Below are 19,321 nucleotides of genomic sequence, written 5' to 3'. Positions count from 1 at the left end.
CGCCGTCGACCTCACGATGCAGACGTAACGGACGGGTCGCGGTGCGCGTCGCGGCGCACACGCCAGCCGGCCACGGCGTAGTCCGCGCCCGTCAGCACGGTCACCGCGATCGCGGCGACGAGCACGACCCATGCCACGACGCGGACGATGCCCGGAAGATGCTCGAGCGGCAGCAGGAAGAGCGTGATGGCGGCGACCTGGAGCGCCGTCTTGAGCTTGCCCCCGCGGGATGCCGGGATGACGACGTAGCGCAGCAAGGACATGCGCATGGCCGTGATGCCCAGCTCGCGCACGAGCACGACCACGGGAACCCACCACGGCAGCTCCCCCAGCGGCACCCACAGCAGCACGAGCGCGACGCCCACGAGCGCCTTGTCGGCGATCGGGTCGAGGAGCTTGCCCAGGTCGGTGACGAGGTTGCGGCTGCGGGCGAGGTAACCGTCGACACGGTCGCTCGCGGCGGCGACGACGAACACGCCCGTGGCGACCAGCCGCCACGCGATGCTCTGACCGTCCCCGGCGAGCAGCGCCCACGCGAAGACCGGCACGAGCACGATGCGTGCCATCGTCACCAGATTGGCGACGTTCCACGGGGAGGGAGCTGCGGCGACCACCCGACCAGCCTAGTTGGTGCCGGCAGACCCCGGGCCGCCGACGCCAGCCGTCGTCGCCCAGAGCACCTTCATGCCTTACCGTTCGACGATGCAGATCACGGCCCCGACCGCAGCTGGCGCCTGGTGAACCGGCGCGCGGGCCTGCGCCGCGGACCTGCCGCGGGGCTCGCAGCGCTGGGCCTCGCCGGCGGGGTCCTGGCGGGTGCCCTCACGTCCGGCACGTTCGCCGACGCCGGGCCAACGCCGCAGCCGACCGTGCCCGCCGCAGAGCGGCCCACACCGGCCACACCGGCCACGTCGGCGACGCCCGCACCGCCGCCGCCCGAGCCCGCGGTCTTCACGCTCGTGGCCGCCGGAGACGTGCTCCTGCACGCCCCGGTCACGCAGTCCGCCACGCACGGCGGCGTGCTCGACTACTCGGACCTGCTGTCAGGGCTCGACCCGTGGGTGCAGGGCGCCGACCTGGCCCTGTGCCACTTCGAGACGCCGGTCGCACCACCCGGGGAGCGGGTCACCACCTATCCGATGTTCGGCGTGCCCGCGCAGATCGTCACCGACCTCGCGGAGCAGGGCTGGGACGGCTGCTCGACGGCGTCGAACCACTCGATCGACCGGGGCTGGCCCGGGATCGTCGCGACACTCGACGCGTTCGACGCCGCGGGTCTGGGTCACGCGGGCACGGCCCGCAGCGCCGCCGAGGCCGACGCACCCCAGCTCTACCGGCTCGAACGCGCCGACCGGACGCTGACCGTCGCGCACCTGTCGGTGACCTACGGCCTCAACGGGCTCACGCTGCCCGCCGCCGCCCCGTGGGCGGTCGAGCTCGTCGACGTGGAGACGACCGTCGCCCGCGCCGCCGCCGCGCGCGCCGCGGGCGCCGACCTCGTCGTCGTGAGCCTGCACGACGGCGTCGAGTACCGCGCCGAGCCCACCGACGAGCAGCGGGTGGTGGCGCAGGCGCTCGCCGCATCGGGCGTGGTGGACCTCGTGCTGGGCCACCACGCCCACGTGCCGCAGCCGGTCGTGCGGCTCGACGGCGGACCCGACGGCTCGGGCATGTGGGTCGCCTACGGGCTGGGCAACCTGGTGTCGAACCAGAGCGCCGGTTGCTGCACCGCGGCGTCGTCGAGCGGGGTGCTGCTGACCGCGACCGTCGTCGCGCAGCCGGGGCAGCCTGCACGCGTGACGGGTGTCGAGTGGACGCCGATCACGGTCGACCGCGCCGCGGGGCACCGGGTCCGCGCGCTGCCCGACGCCGAGGCCGACCCAAGTGCCGGAACGCTCGCCCCGGCCGAGCTGGCTGCCCGCGCGCAGCGGGTGCGCGACGTCGTCGGGGAGCAGGCGCCCGAGCGGACGGCACCGCCCGAGCCGACGGGTCCGGCGCCGGTCGTGGTGCCGCGGGCCGCCTGAGCCGCGGCTCAGCGCCAGCCGGTCTCCGGGTCGGTGTCGGCGCCGTCGTGGTAGTCGGTCGCGGCGGGCGGCCGGTGCCCGTCCACGCCGTCGGCATACGGGTCGCCGGCCGCGCGTTCGTCCTGGTCGAAGACCTGGGCCTGCTCACCCCTGATGAGCGCGAGCGCGGCGGGCAGGTCGTCGGGCGGGACGAGGACGTCGCGCGCCTTGGACCCCTCGGACGGCCCCACGATCTCGCGCGACTCGAGCAGGTCCATGAGCCGTCCGGCCTTCGCGAACCCGACGCGCAGCTTGCGCTGAAGCATCGACGTCGAGCCGAACTGGGTGGTCACCACGAGCTCGGCGGCCTGGAGCAGCACGTCGAGGTCGTCGCCGATGTCGTCGTCGATCTGCTTCTTCGCCCCGGCGGGTGCGACGACGTCGGCCCGGTAGACGGGCTTGAGCTGCGCCTTGACGTGCTCGACGACGGCGTGGACCTCGCTCTCGGAGACCCACGCGCCCTGCACGCGCATCGGCTTGGCTGCGCCCATCGGAAGGAACAGCGCATCGCCCTGCCCGATGAGCTTCTCGGCGCCGGGCTGGTCGAGGACCACGCGCGAGTCGGCGAGGGACGACGTCGCGAACGCGAGCCGTGACGGCACGTTGGCCTTGATGAGGCCCGTGACGACGTCGACCGACGGGCGCTGCGTCGCGAGCACCAGGTGGATGCCGGCGGCTCGCGCGAGCTGGGTGATGCGCTGGATGGACGCCTCGACGTCGCGCGGGGCCACCATCATGAGGTCGGCGAGCTCGTCGACGACGACCAGCAGGTACGGGTACGGGGCGATCTTGCGCTCGGAGCCGGGCAGCGGCGTGACCTTGCCGGCGCGCACGGCGGCGTTGAAGTCGTCGATGTGCTTGAAGCCGAACGCCGCGAGGTCGTCGTAGCGTGCGTCCATCTCGCGCACCACCCAGTCGAGGGCCTCGGCGGCCTTCTTGGGGCTGGTGATGATGGGGGTGATCAGGTGCGGGATGCCCTCGTAGATGGTCAGCTCGACGCGCTTGGGGTCCACGAGCACGAGGCGCACCTGCTCGGGCGTGGACCGCATCATGATCGAGACGATCATCGAGTTGATGAAGCTGGACTTGCCCGCGCCGGTGGCGCCCGCGACCAGGATGTGCGGCATCTTCGCCAGGTTGGCGACGACGTACCCGCCTTCGACGTCCTTGCCGATGCCGACGACCATGGGGTGCTCGGTGCGGCGGGCCGCGCCCGAGCGCAGCACGTCGCCCAGGACGACGATCTCGCGGTCGGTGTTGGGGATCTCGATGCCGATCGCCGACTTGCCCGGGATGGGGGCCAGGATGCGCACGTCGGCCGACGCGACGGCGTAGGCGATGTTGTTGGACAGCGACGTGATGCGCTCGACCTTCACCTTGGGGCCGACCTCGACCTCGTAGCGCGTGACGGTCGGGCCACGCATGAAGCCGGTGACCTGCGCGTCGACCTCGAACTGCTCGAACACGCCGGTGAGCGCCTCGACGACGCGGTCGTTCGCGGCCGAGCGGGTCTTGTGCGGGGCACCCTGGACCAGCAGGTCCTCGTCGGGCATCAGGTAGACCGTGTCGCCGTCGAGCATCGGCTGGACGGGACGGCCGATCGGCGCGGGCGCGGGCGGGGCGGCGTCTCGCGCACGGACGCCTCGGCGTCGGTGGGGTGCACCGTCGTGAGGATCTCCGTCGCCGGGTTCGGCATGGCGGCGGGAGGCCGGGCGCCTCGTCCGGGCTTGCCTGCGGCGGGGCCCTTGTCGAGCAGCGCCGCCTTCTCGAACGCCTCGTCCCCGGCGAACCCGCCCTCGGGCGCCTCGAGCGCCCGCTTCTCGGCGGCGCGCTCGGCGCGCGACTTGCGGCGGCGCTTGGCCGGCGGCGCGTCGGTGCCGTCGTGCGCGCTCACGCCGTCGGCGAGCTCGAGCGTGGCGTCGGTTGCGGCGTCGCGATGGTTGCCCGTGAGGCGGTCGTAGATGCCGCGCAGACGCTCGGGGATGCGGTGCACCGGGGTCGCCGTGATGACCAGGACCGAGAAGAACCCCAGCAGCAGGAAGATCGGCACGGCCACGCCCGCGGTGACCCCCGCGACCACGGGCGTGGCGACGAGGTAGCCGACGACGCCGCCGGCGTCCTGCACCGCCTCGAACCCGTCGCGCGGGCTCGGGCCACCCGCCGAGACGGCGATCAGCGCGCACACGCTCACCACGAGCAGCGTCACGCCGACGCCGACACGCGAGTTGGACTGCGCGCGCTCGGGGTGACGCATGACGCGCACACCGAGCCACAGCAGCAGCACGGGCACGGCGACGCCCGCCGCGCCGACGGTCCCGGCGACGACGGCGTGGACGGCTTCGCCGAAGACGCCGGAGACGCCCCACCACTCGCGCGCCGCGACCACCAGGGCCAACGCGATGAGGAAGAAGGCGACTCCGTCGCGGCGGTGCTCGGGTTCCAGGTCTCTCGCTCCTCGGAAGATCGTGCGGACGGCGCCCCCGATGCCGTGGGCGATGCCGAGCCAGACGGCACGCAGCGCGCGGACGGGCCAGGCGGGACGAGCGGCTTTCGCGCGGCCACCGGCGGCGGGAGCGGCGCGCGAGCCGCCAGGTCGTCCGCTGGACTTCCCGGTCGCCGCTGCGCGCGCCCGCGTCGCCGTGCCCTGCGACCGTACGGCCGCGGGGCGCCCGGCCGTGCGGCCAGACGACGCGGCTCGTGCCTTCCCGGCCGAGCTCTGCGTCGCCCGCGAAGAAGGGGTCCGGGTCGCCATAGTGAACCCCACGGTAGTCAAGGGATGCCGCACCGTGCCGCACCGACACGGCAGTGCGCGCCGCGCCGACGCCGTCGTGCCACGATGCCCCGGTGAACGACGTGACGGCGGTGGGCGGCCGCATGCGCGACCTGAGACACGTCGCGGACGGCGTCTGGGTCGCGACGGCGCGGATCTGGACGTCGAACTCCGTCGTCGTGGTCGACGACGGCGCGGCGCTCGTCGTCGACCCCGGGATCACCCGCGACGAGGTCGACGCGCTGTCGGCGGCGATCGACGCGCGCGGCTGGCACGTCACGGCAGGACTCGCCACGCACCCGCACTGGGACCATGTGCTGTGGTCGCCGGCGCTCGGCGACGTTCCCCGGTTCGCGTCGTCGCACGCGATCGACGCGCTCGCGGGCGACGCCGACCGCGCCTGGGCCGAGGCCGCGGCCGCCGCGCCGGGGCACGACCGGTCGCTGTTCGGCGTGCTGACCGCGATGGCCGCGCCCGGGGGTGCGCTCCCGCCACCGGCACCGCCCGCGTGCCGCGTCGTCGTCCACGACGCGCACGCTCCCGGGCACGCGGCGCTCGTGACGCGAGGCGTGCTCGTGGCGGGTGACATGCTCTCCGACGCCGAGGTGCCGCTGCTCGACATCGGCCCGGGCGGTGACACGTCGCGCGCCCCGGCCGACCCGTTGGGCGACTATGCGCGCGCCCTGGACCTGCTGGAACGAGCGGTCGAGGCGTACGACGTCGACGTCCTGGTGCCCGGGCACGGCACGCCCGCCTTCGGGCGTGACGCGATCCGTGGGCGGTTCACGGCCGACCGCGCCTACCTGCGCTCGCTCGTGACGGGGGGCCCGGACGCGGCCGATCCGCGGCTGGCCGACCCCTGGGTCGCGCGCGAGCACACCGCGCAGCGCGCGTTCCTGCGCGAGGGTCGCTGAACCGTCGCGGGCGCGGCGGGGCGGGCGCCAGGGCCCGGCAGGGCCGCCGGCGCCGCGCAGCGCCTACCGTCAGGCCTCGACCACCACCGGCACGATCATCGGCCGACGGCGCAGCCGCCGGTTGACCCACTGACCGACCACGCGGCGCATGATCTGCTGGAGCTGGTAGGTGTCGGTCGCCCCCGCGGTGATCGCGTCCTCGAGCGCCTTGACGACCTCGGGGCGGATGTCGTCGAACACGGCGGCGTCCTCGGCCATGCCGCGCGCGAGGATCTGCGGGCCGGCGAGCACCTTCCCGGTCGCGGAGTCGACCACGGCGAAGACGGACACGAAGCCCTCCTCGCCGAGGATCCGCCGGTCCTTGAGCTCGGCCTCGGTGATCTCCCCCACGCTCGAGCCGTCGACGTACACGTACCCGCAGGGCACGGCGCCCACCACCGACGCCTTGCCGTCCACGAGGTCGACGACGACGCCGTCCTCCGCGAGCACCACCCGGTCGGCGGGCACGCCCGTGCGCACCGCGAGCGCCCCGTTGGCGACGAGGTGACGTACCTCGCCGTGCACCGGCATGACGTTCTTGGGCTTGAGGATGTTGTAGCAGTACAGGAGCTCGCCGGCCGAGGAGTGCCCTGAGACGTGCACCTTGGCGTTGCCCGAGTGCACGACGCGCGCGCCCATGCGGGTGAGGCCGTTGATGACGCGGAACACCGAGTTCTCGTTGCCGGGGATGAGCGAGGACGCCAGGATCACGGTGTCGCCGTGGCCGACACGCACCTGGTGGTCCCCGTTGGCCATGCGGCTGAGCGCGGCCATCGGCTCGCCCTGCGACCCCGTCGACATGTACACGATGCGGTCGTCGGGCAGGTCGGTCGCCTTCTTGAGGTCGATCAGCACGCCGTCGGGCACCTGGAGGTACCCGAGGTCGGCGGCGATGGCCATGTTGCGCACCATCGAGCGACCCACGAGCGCGACCCTGCGGCCGTGGTTGTGCGCGGAGTTGAGCACCTGCTGCACGCGGTGGACGTGCGAGGAGAACGACGCGACGATGATGCGCTTCTCGGCCTGCGCGAAGACGGAGTCGAGCACGGGCCCGATCTCGACCTCGGGCGTCACGAACCCGGGCACCTCGGCGTTGGTCGAGTCGACCATGAACAGGTCGACGCCCTGCTCCCCCAGGCGCGCGAACGCGCGCAGGTCCGTGATGCGCCCGTCGAGGGGGAGCTGGTCCATCTTGAAGTCGCCCGTGTGCAGCACGGTGCCGGCCGCCGTCGTGACGGCGACGGCGAGCGCGTCGGGGATCGAGTGGTTGACCGCGACGAACTCCAGGTCGAACACCCCGAGGCGTTCCCGCTGCCCCTCCTTGACGGCGAGCGTCACCGGGGTGATGCGGTGCTCCTTGAGCTTCGCCTCGACGAACGCGAGGGTCAGCTGCGAGCCCAGCAGCGGGATGTCGCGCTTGAGCCGCAGCAGGTACGGCACGGCCCCGATGTGGTCCTCGTGCCCGTGCGTGAGGACGATCGCCTCGACGTCGTCCAGGCGGTCCTTGATGTAGTCGAAGTCCGGCAGGATCAGGTCGACGCCCGGCTGGCTGTCCTCCGGGAACAGCACGCCGCAGTCGATGATCAGCAGGCGCCCGGCGTGCTCGAGCACGGCCATGTTGCGCCCGACCTCGCCGAGGCCGCCGAGCGCCACGACGCGCAGGCCGCCCGCGGGCAGGGGCGGGGGCAGGGTCAGCTCGGGGTGGGGGTGGCTCACGGTGACTCCATCAGGACGTCGGTACGGAAGGATCTGGCCGGTGCCGCCGGCCCGGGAGTGGCCTCGGTCAGGAGGTCGCGGTGAGCACGCCCGCGGCGAGGAGCCCGGCACGCACCGCGGCCGCCTCGTCGTCGGACGCCGCCACGAGCGGCAGACGCACGGTGCGGCCCGGCACGACGCCGAGCACCTCGACGGCTGCCTTGGCCATGACGGCCTGGAACCCCGCCGCGTTGAGCGCGCTGATCGCGGGCAGCGCCCCGCGGAAGACGTCGAGGGCGCGCGCGGTGTCACCAGCGTCCCAGGCGGCGACCACCTGCGCGAACGCGTCGGGCACGGCGTGCGTGGCGACCGACACGACGCCCGCGCCGCCGTGCGCGAGGAACGGCAGCAGCAGCGCGTCGTCGCCCGAGTACCACGCCAGGCCGGTGCTGGCGGCCAGGCCCGCGGCTGCGGCGACGTCGCCCGAGGCGTCCTTGGTCGCGACGATCAACGGGTGCTGCGCGAGGCGCGCGTACGCGTCGGCCCCGATACGCACCCCGGTGCGCCCGGGGACGTCGTAGAGCATGACGGGCCTGCCGCCTGCCTCGGCAACGATCTCGAAGTGCCGGGCGAGGCCCTCCTGCGAGGGCCGCGAGTAGTACGGCGAGACGACCAGCAGCCCGTCGGCGCCCGCCTCGACCGCCTGCTCGGCCATGCGGGCCGCGTGCAACGTGTCGTTGGAGCCCGCGCCCGCGAGCACCGCGGCACGGTCGCCGACCGCCTCGACGACGGCGGCGACGAGCGCGGCCTTCTCCGGCGCGTGCGTCGTCGGCGCCTCGCCCGTGGTCCCGTTGAGCACGAGACCGTCGCAGCCGTGGTCGACCAGCCAGGTCGCCAGCGTGCGCGCGGCCTCGAGGTCCACCTCCCCGCCGGCCGTCATCGGGGTCACCATCGCGGTGAGCACCGCCCCGAACGGGCGGGCAGGGTTCGACGTCAATGCCATGGGAACACCGTACCGGCCCGCACTGTCAGCAACCCGCCGCACGGCGGCGCGCGCCGCGGCAGGGCAAGGTGGAGCCATGAGCGCCGTCCTGTCTCCCGCCCTCGTCGCCCATCTGCCCACCGGCCTCCTCGTCGACGGCCACTGGGGGCCGGCCACCGGCGGCCGCACGTTCGAGGTCGCGGACCCCGCCACGGGCGCCGTCCTGTTCGACGTCGCCGACGCCGCCCCCGAGGACACGCGGCGCGCGCTCGCCGCCGCGCACGAGGCCGCGCCGGCGTGGCGGGCGACCCCGCCGAGGGCACGCGGCGAGGTGCTGCGCGCCGCCTTCGAGCGCCTCGTCGCCCGCGCCGACGACGTCGCCGCCCTCATCACGGCAGAGTGCGGCAAGACGCGGGCCGAGTCGCGCGCCGAGGTCGTCTACGGGGCCGAGTTCCTGCGCTGGTACGCCGAGGAGGCCGTGCGCCACCCCGGCCTGGTGCGAACGGCCCCGGCCGGGACCAACAGGCAGCTCGTCCACCGCCGCCCCGTCGGGCCGGCGCTCCTGGTCACGCCCTGGAACTTCCCCCTCGCGATGGCGACCCGCAAGATCGGGCCGGCGCTCGCCGCCGGGTGCACCGTCGTCGTCAAGCCCGCCCGGCTCGCCCCGCTGACGACGATGCTCGCCGCCGAGGTGCTGCGCGAGGAGCTCGCGAACGCGGGCCTGCCGCCGGGAGTCGTCAACGTCGTGCCCACCGCGCGCGCCGCCGCGGCCACGGCACCGCTGCTGGCCGACCACCGACTGCGCAAGCTGTCCTTCACGGGGTCCACCGCCGTCGGCCGCACGCTGCTCGCGCAGGCGGCGGACCACGTGCTCAACGTGTCGATGGAGCTCGGCGGGAACGCACCGTTCCTCGTGCTGGCCGACGCCGACCTCGACGCCGCCGTCGACGGGGCCGTCGTCGCGAAGCTGCGCAACGCCGGGCAGTCGTGCGTCGCCGCCAACCGTTTCCTCGTGCACGACTCGCTCGCGCGCGAGTTCGCGCGCCGCCTCGCCGCGCGGTTCGAGGCGCTGCGCCTCGGGCCGGGCAACGAGGACGGCGTCGACCTCGGCCCGCTCGTCGACCCGGCGGCCGTCGACAAGGTCGACGAGCTCGTCGCCGACGCCACCGAGCGCGGCGCCCAGGTGCTCACCGGCGGCGAACGGCCGCGCGGCCCGGGGTCCTTCTACCGTCCGACGGTGCTCACGGGGGTCGACCCGCAGGCGCGCGCGGTGCGCGAGGAGATCTTCGGGCCGGTCGCGCCCGTGGTCGCGTTCGCCGACGACGACGAGGCGATCGCCCTGGCCAACGACACCGAGCACGGGCTCGCCGCGTACGCGTACACGACGTCGCTGGCACGCGCGATGCGCCTGTCCGACGAGCTCGAGGCCGGGATGATCGGCATCAACCGCGGCATGGTCTCGGACGCGAGCGCCCCGTTCGGCGGGCTCAAGCAGTCGGGGATCGGCCGTGAGGGCGGCGAGGCGGGCATCGAGGAGTACCTGGAGACGGTGTACGTCGCCCTGTGACCACGGTCGCCACCGGCAGGCACGCGAATCCGACACGGGCATGCACCGCCCGCGCGGCGCATGGTTCAGTAGGGCCGTGACGCACGCTCCCCCGAACCCGGCGGTGCGCGCCGCCGTGCGGCAGGGGCTGTCGGTCGCGGTCGCGACCGGGCTGTACGGCATCTCGTTCGGCGCGCTGTCGGTCGCCGCAGGCATCGGCGTCCTGCCGACCATGGCCCTGAGCCTGCTGCTGTTCTCGGGCGGATCGCAGTTCGCGCTCGTCGGAGTCGTCGGCGCGGGCGGCTCCCCCGTCGCGGCCGTCGCGACCGCGGCGCTGCTGGGCGCACGCAACACGCTGTACGGGGCCGTCGTCACGCCGCTGCTGCGCGTGCACGGCCTGCGACGTGTCGCGGCGGCGCAGCTCACGATCGACGAGTCGACGGCGGTCGCCACCGCCCAGACGGACACGCGGGCCGCGCGGGCCGGGTTCTGGGTCGCGGGCGGTGGCGTGTTCGTGCTGTGGAACTCCTTCACGCTGCTCGGCGCGCTCGCCGGGCACGCGATGGGCGACCCGCGCGCCTGGGGCCTCGACGCGGCCGCCGCCGCCGCGTTCCTCGCGCTCGTGTGGCCGCGGCTCGCGTCGCGCACCGCCCAGCTCGTGGCCGGCATCGCCGTCGTCGTGTCGGCCGGGCTCATACCCCTGGTCCCCTCGGGCGTCCCGGTGCTCGCGGCCGCGGCGTCGGCGATCGCCGTCGGGGTCGTTGCCGGTCGGCCCGAGCGCGCCCGCGACGCCGACGCACAGGTGGACGCATGACCGCGGCCGTCCTGTGGGCCACCGTGCTGGCCGCGTCGCTCGCGTGCTTCGCGCTCAAGCTCGCGGGGCACCTGGTGCCCGAGCACTGGCTGGCGGACCCGCGCGTCGCGCGCCTGACGTCGCTCGTCACGGTCGCGCTGCTGGCCTCGCTGGTCGTCGTCCAGACGCTCGGGCGGGGCGCGGGCTCACGTTCGACGCCCGCGTCCCGGCACTCGCGGTCGCCGCGGTCGCGCTGCTGCGACGTGCACCCTTCGTCGTCGTCGTCGTGCTCGCGGCAGCGACGGCCGCCGGGCTGCGCGCACTGGGCTGGGGCTGACCGGCAGCACGGACCGGCGGCGCCGTCGCCGCAGCGGACCGCGACCTCCCGCCGAGGCCCTAGGTTGGGCGCATGGCCCTGTTCACGTCCTCCGACGGCGCCACCGCCGACGTCTCCGTCCGCCCCGCCGTACCCGGTGACGAGGCCGCGGTCACCCGCGTCCAGACGGCCGCGTGGCGCGTGGCGCCCGCCCTGGGCGACCCCGTCGTGGACCTGGTCGACGACGACGCGGTCCGCGCGCGCTGGGCCGAGGCCGTCACCGCCCCGCCCGGGCCCGGGTTCGTGGTTCTCGTCGCGCTCGCGGGCGCCGCCGTCGTCGGCTTCACCGCGGTCGCCCCGGGGCAGCTGCTGGCGCTGGAGGTCGACCCCGGCCACCGCCGCCGGGGGCACGGGTCGCGCCTGCTGTCGGCCGCCGTCGACAGGCTGCGCTCCGACGGCGCCGAGGCCGTCGCGACCTGGGTGCTCGACGGCGACGCGGGCCGCGAACGGTTCCTCGCCGAATCAGGCCTCGGGCCCGACGGGCAGGAGCGCACCCTCGCCGTCGGACTCGACGACCTGGGGGTGCGCAGCGTCGTCGAGCACCGGTGGTCGGCGCTGCTGTAGACCCGCGCGGCGCGACGCCGACGCGCACCACGCGCGCCTGCTCCGACACCGTTTTCGCTGCCGCTGCTTGACTTGCCGCATGGCTTCGACCGGCGACTCGTTGTGGCGCACCCTGGTGCACCTGCGCGGCAACCCCCGCGCCTGCGTGTGGACCGAGCCGCTGTGGGGCCTGTCCATGGCGCTCGTGCTGCCCTACCTCTCGGTCTTCATGCTGGCCCGGGGCTGCACGACTCCCAGATCGGTCTGCTCGCCACGCTCGGGATGGTGTCGCAGGTCGGGTTCGGCCTGGCGGGCGGCATCATCACCGACAGGCTCGGCCGCCGCGCGACCACCGCGTGGTTCGACGTCGCCGCCTGGGTGATCCCGTGCATCCTGTGGGCGTTCGCGCAGAACTTCTGGTTCTTCCTGGCCGCGTCGCTCGTCAACGGGACCCTCCAGGTGACCCAGAACTCGTGGGACTGCCTCATGGTCGAGGACGCCGAGCGCGGCAAGATCACCCGGATCTACTCGCTCGTGAAGGTCGCGGCCGACTGCTCGGCGCTGTTCGCGCCGCTGGCCGCCGTGCTCGTGGCGCAGCTCGGGCTCGAACCCGCGGTGCGCATCCTGTTCGTCAACGCCGCCCTCGTGATGACGGTCAAGATCATCTGGCTGTACCGGTGGTCGTCGGAGACCCGGCAGGGCACGATCCGCATGGAGCAGACGCGCGGGCAGAGCGTGTGGCAGCTGCTGGCCGGGTACCGGGGTGCCCTCGGGCTGCTGCTGCGTTCGCGCGGCTCGCTCATGGCCCTGGCTATCGCGGCGCTGACGGCAGCGGTCACGCTCGTCAACGGGACGTTCTGGCAGGTCGTGGCCAGCCAGCACCTGCATGTGCCCGACCCGGTGCTGCCGTTCTTCCCGATGGTGCGCTCGATCCTGTCGATGGTGTTCTTCTTCACGCTCATCCCCCGGCTGACGACGGCCGTCGACCTCAAACGGCCCACCCTGTGGGGGTTCGGGGTCTACCTGGCCGGGCAGCTCACGCTGGTCGCCATCCCGGCCGCCGACGGCGCCGCGACCGCGGGCACCTACGCGTTCCTCGCGCTGTGCCTGCTGCTCGACAGCTTCGGCGCGGGCATGCTGTTCATGCTCTCGGAGTCGCTCGTGGCGCTGCACGTCGACGAGGCCGAACGGTCCCGGGTCATGGCGATCCAGCGCACGTGCATCATGCTCGCCGCCGCACCGTTCGGCTGGATCTCCGGCTGGCTCTCGGGCATCGACCGCACCTACCCGTTCCTGCTCACGGCGGCCCTGCTCGCCGGCGGGCTCGCTCTCACCTGGGGACGCTGGGTGCCCACGCACGGCGGCGTCGCCTCGGCGCTCGACGCTGCCGAGCCCGCGTGAACCGCGGCGGGCGGCACGGTCGTCACGAGCCCGTGACACGAACGTGACACGCCGCTAGCACGCCGTTGGCACCCTGGCCACGTGACGGGGATCGAGACGAACTACTTCGCCGCCGCCTCCGACGACGTCGCGGCGCTTGCACTGCTGCAGCCCGAAGGTCCCTCCGCGCTGGCGCTCGGGTCGGGCGAGCCGATGTTCGACACGGTCACGCTGCCGTCGATCGAGCCGTTCGTGATGCTCGGCACGCTCTGCGAGCTGCTGTCGGGAAGGCCCTACCACGAGTGCACCTCCGAGGCGCGGCACGGACAGGTGGTCGACGGAGCCGACGAGGGGCCCTGGGTGGTCACGGTGTCGGACGGGCTGGTCGCGGCACTCGCCGAGGCACCCCGCGCCCGGCTGGCCGACGTCGCCGTCCGCTGGGCGCACACGCCAGAGCTGCGCGCACGCGCGCCGCGGCGCCAGCCCGAACGCCTCGCAGGCGCGGTCACGGCGCTCGCCGCGCTGTCGCGGCGGGCCGTCGAGGTCCGTCACTCGGTCTACTGCTGGACGCGCCTGCCCGACTGAGTCGCCTCGCGACACCGGGACTCGGCCGGCGCCGCGAGCCCGGCCACGTGGGCACCCCGGGCGTCAGTAGAGCGACGACGCCCTGCGCAGCGCCGCGCGTGCACGCTTGCGGTCCCCCGCGGCGTCGTAGGCGAACGCCAGGTGGTACCACGCGCGCCACGAGTCCGGAGCCGCCTCGGCCGCGGCGCGGTAGGTGTCGAAGGCGGCGTCCGCCGCCGCACGGTCGATGCGCCCGCCGGGCGAGCGCGGCAGGTCGTCGACCGGCAGGTCGCCCGCCGCCGACAGCTCGTCGGCCATGCGCTGCACCCTGGTCGCCAGCCGGAACTCGGCAGCGATCAGCCCGACGACGAGCAGCGGGATCACGAGCGCCGCGGCCCCGATGGCCACGACGACGGGCTCGCCCGTGCGAATCATCGCGATTCCGCGCCCCGCGACAGCCCACACGTACAGCCCGAGCAGCAACGTGACGACGACGGCGCCCACCAGGCCGCGGGGAGCGTGCGGCGCTCGGCGCTCATCCCAGGTCCAGCAGGTGCTCGAGGCCCACCGTCAGGCCGGGCCGCGACGCCACCTCGCGCACGGCGAGCAGCACGCCCGGCATGAACGACACCCGGTCGAACGAGTCCTGCCGGATCACGAGCTGCTCGCCCGGGTTGCCGAGCAGCACCTCCTCGTGCGCGACCAGTCCGCGCAGGCGCACGGCGTGCACGCGCACGCCGTCGACGTCGGCGCCCCGGGCCTCCCAGCCTGTCTCGGTCGCGTCGGGCATGGGCCCCAGCCCCGCATCGGCGCGCACGGCCGCGATCGCGGCCGCCGTGTGCCGGGCGGTGCCCGACGGCGCGTCGACCTTCGTCGGGTGATGCAGCTCGATCACCTCGGCCGACTCGAAGTACCGCGCGGCGCGCGCGGCGAACTGCATCGCGAGCACGGCCGAGAGTCCGAAGTTGGGTGCGATGACGACGCCCAGGCCGCGTCCCTGCGGGCGGTCCGCGTTGACCCGGGCGAGGTGCTCTGCGACGCGTGCACGCGACGCGTCGGTCCAGCCCGTCGCGCCCACGACGGCGTGGACGCCTGCGTCCAGGAGGGCGTGTACGTTCGCCTCGGTCACGCTCGGGACGGTGAAGTCGACGGCGACCTGAGCGCCCGTGGCGCCCACTCCGGCGACGCCGTCGCTCGAGTCGACGCGTGCGACCAGCGTCAGGTCGGGTGCGGCCTCGACGGCAGCGCAGGTCGTGGCGCCCATGCGCCCGGCGGCGCCCAGGACGGCGACGCGGATCTGCTCGGTCATCGGTTCCCTCCACAGGGGGTCGTCGGAACGGCGACGTCCCCTCACGGCCCCGCGGCCGGGCCCGGCGTGACCGTGTCCCCAGGTTCGGGGTGGTCTTCGTCGGGCCCGGCCTCGGGGCGCGAGGTCAGTCGCCGAAGGGTCCCACACGCACGACGGAACGCGGCCGCGCGGCCAGATCGGCCGCGAGGTCACGTACGTCCTGCGCCGTGACCGCCCGGATGCGTTCGAGCGACTCCTCGAGGCCGAGGAGCTCGCCGAACACGAGCTCGGACTTGCCGAGGCGGGTCATGCGCGAGCCAGAGTCTTCCAGCCCCAGCACGAGCCCGCCCGAGAGCTGCCCGATCGAGCGTTCGAGCTCGGCCGCCGTGATCCCGTCGGACGCGAGCCTGTCCAGCTCCGCGTGCAGCAGCTTCTCGACGACGTCGACCTTGCCCGGAGCGCAGCCCGCGTAGAGCCCGAACGTGCCGAGCCCTCCGTGACCTGACGCGAAAGAGTACGTCGAGTAGGCCAGCCCGCGCTTCTCGCGGATCTCCTGGAAGAGCCGCGAGCTCATGCCGCCGCCCAGGACGGCGCTGAGCACGCTGAGGGCGAACCGGCGCTCGTCGGTGGCCGACAGCCCCGTGGAGCCGACCACGACGTTGGCCTGCTCGACCGCACGGCGGACCGACAGCTGGATGCCCTCGCGTGGCACGCCGTCGGTCTCCGGGACGTCGGAGCGGCGCTCGCGCGGGGCGACCGCCTCCTCCAGCGACCAGCCGCCGTGGGCGAGAGCCTCGGTCACCTGCCCCACGACCCTGTCGTGGTCGACGCCGCCGGCGGCCGCCACGACGAGCGTCTCGGGGCGGTAGTGCCACTGGTAGTGCTGCCAGACGGCCTCGCGGGGCACGGCCCGGATGGTGTCGGGCGTGCCGCCGATGGGCCGCCCCAGCGGGTGCGTGCCCAGCACGGCCTGCGCGAACTCCTCGTGGACGACGTCGGACGGGTCGTCGTCGTTCATCGCAAGCTCTTCGAGGATGACTCCGCGCTCGGTCTCCAGCTCGGTCGCGTCGAGGCGCGCGGACGTGATCATGTCGCCGATGACGTCGATCGCCATCGGGAGGTCGGAATCGAGCACGCGGGCGTAGTAGCACGTGTGCTCCTTGCCGGTGGCGGCGTTGGCCTCCCCGCCGACGGCGTCGAACGCCTCCGCGATGTCCATCGCCGAGCGGTGCCTGGTGCCCTTGAACAGCAGGTGCTCGAGGAAGTGCGTCGATCCGTGGTGCCCGTCGGTCTCGTCGCGGGAACCGACGCCGACCCAGGCGCCCACGGTCGCCGAGCGCTGGCCCGGCATGTGCTCGGTGAGCACGCGGACGCCGCCGGGCAGGACGGAGCGACGGATCGTCGCACCGTCCTGCCCGGCGGTCAGCTCGGCACCCGGCTCGCCTGCCGCGACGAGCGGAAGGTGCCAGGTCATGCTCAGGCCTCGGTGCCCTCTGCGGCCTCCGAGACGGGCTCTGCCGTCTCGGGCTTCGCGTCGTCCTCGTCGGTCACGGCCACGAGCGACAGCTTGCCGCGCGGGTCGATCTCGCCGATCTCGACCTGGACCTTCTGGCCCACGGACAGCACGTCGTCGACGTTCTCGACGCGCTTGCCGCCCACGAGCTTGCGGATCTGCGAGATGTGCAGCAGACCGTCCTTGCCCGGGGACAGGGAGATGAACGCGCCGAACGACGTCGTCTTGACGACGGTGCCGACGAAGCGCTCACCCACCTCGGGGAGGTGCGGGTTCGCGATCGCGTTGATCGCCGCACGCGCGGCCTCCGCCGACGGGCCGTCGGTGGCGCCGATGTAGACCGTTCCGTCGTCCTCGATCGAGATGTCGGCGCCGGTCTCCTCCTGGATCTGGTTGATCATCTTGCCCTTCGGGCCGATGACCTCGCCGATCTTGTCGACCGGGACCTTGACCGAGATGACGCGCGGGGCGTTCGGGGACATCTCGTCCGGGACGTCGATGGCCTCGTTCAGCACGTCCAGGATCGTGACGCGGGCCTCGTGGGCCTGGGTCAGCGCGCCGGCCAGCACCGAGGCGGGGATGCCGTCGAGCTTGGTGTCGAGCTGGATGGCCGTGACGAACTCACGCGTGCCGGCGACCTTGAAGTCCATGTCGCCGAGGGCGTCCTCGGCACCGAGGATGTCGGTCAGCGCGACGTAGCGGGTCTCACCGTCGACCTCGTCGGAGATGAGGCCCATGGCGATGCCGGCCACCGCAGCCCTGAGCGGCACGCCGGCGTTGAGCAGCGACAGCGTCGAGGCACAGACCGAACCCATCGACGTCGAGCCGTTGGAGCCCAGCGCCTCCGAGACCTGGCGGATCGCGTAGGGGAACTCCTCACGCGAGGGCAGCACGGGCACGAGCGCGCGCTCGGCGAGGGCGCCGTGGCCGATCTCGCGACGCTTCGGCGAGCCGACGCGCCCCGTCTCGCCCGTGGAGAACGGCGGGAAGTTGTAGTTGTGCATGTAGCGCTTGCGCGTGACCGGGCCGAGCGAGTCGATCTGCTGCTCCATGCGCAGCATGTTGAGCGTGGTCACACCCAGGATCTGCGTCTCGCCACGCTCGAAGATGGCCGAGCCGTGCACGCGCGGGATGACCTCGACCTCGGCCGAGAGCGTGCGGATGTCACGCGGGCCACGGCCGTCGATGCGGATCTGCTCGGTGAGCACGCGACGGCGCATGAGCTTCTTCTGCACCGACTTGAACGCCGCGGAGATCTCCTTCTCGCGGCCCTCGAACCGCTCGCCCAGCTCGGCGACCAGGTCGGCCTTGATCTCGTCGAGGCGACCCTCACGCGTCTGCTTGTCGGCGATGGTCAGCGCCTCGGCGGCACGCGCCGCGCCCGCGGCCTCGACCGCCTCGTACGCGTCGGCCTGGTAGTCCGGGAAGAGCGGGAACTCCTGCACCTCCTTGGAGGCCTGGGCGGCGAGCGCGGCCTGAGCCTCGCACAGCGCGCGCAGGAACGGCTTGGCAGCCTCGATGCCCTCGGCCACGACGGCCTCGGTCGGCGCCTGGACGCCTTCCTGGATGAGCCTCCAGGCGTCGTCGGTGGCCTCGGCCTCGATCATCGCGATCGCCACGTCGTCACCGGAGATGCGGCCGGCGACCACCATCTCGAAGACGGCGCGCTCCTTGTCGGAGTACTTGGGGAACGCGACCCACTGGCCGTCGATGAGCGCGATGCGCACGCCCGCGACCGGACCCGAGAAGGGCAGGCCGGAGATCTGGGTGGACAGCGACGCGGCGTTGATCGCCAGCACGTCGTAGGCGTCGTCCGGGTGGATCGCCAGGACGGTGACCACGACCTGGACCTCGTTGCGCAGGCCCTTGACGAACAGCGGGCGCAGCGGGCGGTCGATGAGACGGCACGCGAGGATCGCCTCGGTCGAGGGGCGGCCCTCACGGCGGAAGAACGAGCCGGGGATGCGGCCCGCGGCGTACATGCGCTCCTCGACGTCCACCGTCAGGGGGAAGAAGTCGAACTGGTCCTTGGGGTGCTTGCCGGCCGTCGTGGCCGACAGCAGCATCGTCTCGCCGTCCAGGTAGGCGGCGACGGAGCCGGCGGCCTGGCGGGCCAGGCGGCCCGTCTCGAAGCGGACGGTGCGGGTGCCGAAGCGGCCGTTGTCGATGACGGCCTCGGCGAACTGGATCTCGGGACCCTCCATGGGTGCCCTCCGTTCTGCGATGGCGCCGACCCCGTCGGTCTTCGATCGAGGCCTGCCGACCGCACCCGCGTGGGGCAGGCGGTCGGAAGGCCACTACCGAGGACCGGGCGGAGGCTCGGCGCGGTGTGGTTCTGCTACGTGATGGTTACCGGTACATCTCACCAGACCGGCCCGACCCCTGCGAGAGGGACCGGGCCGGTCTGTCGTCAGATGTCAACGGTGCGCGCGTCCCGCGGCGAGCGGTCCGCACACGCCGCCGAAGCGGCTCGGTCGGGTACGTCAGCGGCGCAGGCCGAGCCGCTCGATGAGCGAGCGGTAGCGCGCGATGTCGATGTTCTGCAGGTAGCCCAGGAGACGACGGCGCTGGCCGACGAGCAGGAGCAGGCCACGACGCGAGTGGTGGTCGTGCTTGTGCTCCTTGAGGTGCTCGGTCAGGTCCTTGATGCGCTGCGTCAGGAGCGCGATCTGCACCTCCGGCGAGCCGGTGTCGCCCTCGTGGGTCGCGTACTCGGTGATGATCGCCTTCTTGGTGGCGTTGTCGAGCGGCATGTGGCTCTCCTCGGTGTCGTTGCGCGGTGCACCGGGGCTCTTCCACCGGGCGCTCTCGATCCGCGGCCGTTCGTACGGCCTGGTCATCTTACCAGCGCGGGC

General features: G+C 73.7%; 15 protein-coding genes and 2 pseudogenes. 8 read left to right on the top strand and 9 right to left on the bottom strand.

Annotated elements, in window-relative coordinates; all coding sequences use genetic code 11:
- Positions 1-11 precede the first annotated feature (11 nt).
- A complete protein-coding gene (gene pgsA, locus ET495_RS02360) occupies positions 12-614 on the bottom strand; it encodes a CDP-diacylglycerol--glycerol-3-phosphate 3-phosphatidyltransferase (RefSeq protein ID WP_129202316.1) in 603 nt (200 codons plus the stop codon).
- Positions 615-737: 123 nt separating this feature from the next.
- On the opposite strand from pgsA, the gene ET495_RS02355 reads away from it, so the two are divergent.
- Positions 738-2,024, top strand: coding sequence for a CapA family protein (locus ET495_RS02355; protein ID WP_245993257.1), 1,287 nt, complete (start codon positions 738-740; stop codon positions 2,022-2,024).
- 8 nt (positions 2,025-2,032) lie between these two features.
- On the opposite strand, the pseudogene ET495_RS18030 reads toward ET495_RS02355, so the two are convergent.
- Positions 2,033-4,581, bottom strand: a pseudogene (locus tag ET495_RS18030) (FtsK/SpoIIIE family DNA translocase).
- A 326-nt stretch (positions 4,582-4,907) separates the two neighbouring features.
- On the opposite strand from ET495_RS18030, the gene ET495_RS02345 reads away from it, so the two are divergent.
- Positions 4,908-5,747, top strand: coding sequence for an MBL fold metallo-hydrolase (locus ET495_RS02345; RefSeq protein WP_245993256.1), 840 nt, complete (start codon positions 4,908-4,910; stop codon positions 5,745-5,747).
- A 69-nt stretch (positions 5,748-5,816) separates the two neighbouring features.
- On the opposite strand, the gene ET495_RS02340 is transcribed toward ET495_RS02345, so the two are convergent.
- Together ET495_RS02340 and dapA are read right to left on the bottom strand one after the other, a co-directional pair.
- Positions 5,817-7,502: a ribonuclease J gene (locus tag ET495_RS02340; RefSeq protein ID WP_129202314.1), complete on the bottom strand. Its 1,686-nt coding sequence runs from the start codon at positions 7,500-7,502 to the stop codon at positions 5,817-5,819.
- Positions 7,503-7,569: 67 nt separating this feature from the next.
- Positions 7,570-8,484 (bottom strand): 4-hydroxy-tetrahydrodipicolinate synthase, encoded by a 915-nt coding sequence (gene dapA, locus ET495_RS02335; protein ID WP_129202312.1) that lies wholly within the window; start codon positions 8,482-8,484, stop codon positions 7,570-7,572.
- Positions 8,485-8,560: 76 nt separating this feature from the next.
- Between dapA and ET495_RS02330 the strand changes: the two genes are divergently transcribed.
- From ET495_RS02330 to ET495_RS02305, 6 genes and pseudogenes are all read left to right on the top strand, one after another.
- The gene (locus ET495_RS02330; protein WP_129202310.1) at positions 8,561-10,030 is read left to right on the top strand and encodes an NAD-dependent succinate-semialdehyde dehydrogenase; all 1,470 of its coding nucleotides are present in this window, start codon (positions 8,561-8,563) and stop codon (positions 10,028-10,030) included.
- Positions 10,031-10,106: 76 nt separating this feature from the next.
- Positions 10,107-10,823 (top strand): AzlC family ABC transporter permease, encoded by a 717-nt coding sequence (locus tag ET495_RS02325; protein ID WP_245993254.1) that lies wholly within the window; start codon positions 10,107-10,109, stop codon positions 10,821-10,823.
- A pseudogene (locus ET495_RS18395) lies at positions 10,820-11,139 on the top strand (AzlD domain-containing protein). The gene ET495_RS02325 and the pseudogene ET495_RS18395 overlap by 4 nt, the downstream one beginning before the upstream one ends.
- Before the next feature lie 72 nt (positions 11,140-11,211).
- Entirely contained in the window at positions 11,212-11,742 is a 531-nt protein-coding gene (locus tag ET495_RS02315; protein WP_129202306.1) for a GNAT family N-acetyltransferase, read from the top strand.
- A 102-nt stretch (positions 11,743-11,844) separates the two neighbouring features.
- Positions 11,845-13,122 (top strand): MFS transporter, encoded by a 1,278-nt coding sequence (locus ET495_RS02310; protein ID WP_342770140.1) that lies wholly within the window; start codon positions 11,845-11,847, stop codon positions 13,120-13,122.
- An 81-nt stretch (positions 13,123-13,203) separates the two neighbouring features.
- Positions 13,204-13,686: a hypothetical protein gene (locus tag ET495_RS02305; protein ID WP_129202304.1), complete on the top strand. Its 483-nt coding sequence runs from the start codon at positions 13,204-13,206 to the stop codon at positions 13,684-13,686.
- 63 nt (positions 13,687-13,749) lie between these two features.
- Here the strand turns inward: ET495_RS02305 and ET495_RS02300 are convergent, their stop codons facing one another.
- The 5 genes from ET495_RS02300 to rpsO form a co-directional block, all read right to left on the bottom strand.
- Positions 13,750-14,172: a tetratricopeptide repeat protein gene (locus ET495_RS02300; RefSeq protein WP_129202302.1), complete on the bottom strand. Its 423-nt coding sequence runs from the start codon at positions 14,170-14,172 to the stop codon at positions 13,750-13,752.
- A 28-nt stretch (positions 14,173-14,200) separates the two neighbouring features.
- Positions 14,201-14,974: a 4-hydroxy-tetrahydrodipicolinate reductase gene (gene dapB, locus ET495_RS02295; protein ID WP_129202300.1), complete on the bottom strand. Its 774-nt coding sequence runs from the start codon at positions 14,972-14,974 to the stop codon at positions 14,201-14,203.
- Between the two features lie 124 nt (positions 14,975-15,098).
- Positions 15,099-16,427, bottom strand: coding sequence for a M16 family metallopeptidase (locus ET495_RS02290; protein WP_129202298.1), 1,329 nt, complete (start codon positions 16,425-16,427; stop codon positions 15,099-15,101).
- Between the two features lie 2 nt (positions 16,428-16,429).
- Positions 16,430-18,670 (bottom strand): polyribonucleotide nucleotidyltransferase, encoded by a 2,241-nt coding sequence (locus ET495_RS02285; RefSeq protein ID WP_129202296.1) that lies wholly within the window; start codon positions 18,668-18,670, stop codon positions 16,430-16,432.
- 279 nt (positions 18,671-18,949) lie between these two features.
- Positions 18,950-19,219 (bottom strand): 30S ribosomal protein S15, encoded by a 270-nt coding sequence (gene rpsO / locus ET495_RS02280; protein ID WP_129205839.1) that lies wholly within the window; start codon positions 19,217-19,219, stop codon positions 18,950-18,952.
- Positions 19,220-19,321 lie beyond the last annotated feature (102 nt).

The organism is Xylanimonas allomyrinae (assembly GCF_004135345.1).
Lineage (GTDB): Bacteria > Actinomycetota > Actinomycetes > Actinomycetales > Cellulomonadaceae > Xylanimonas > Xylanimonas allomyrinae.
Note: the sequence above shows the minus strand (reverse complement) of the source record. Positions and strands in the feature narration are given on the sequence as shown.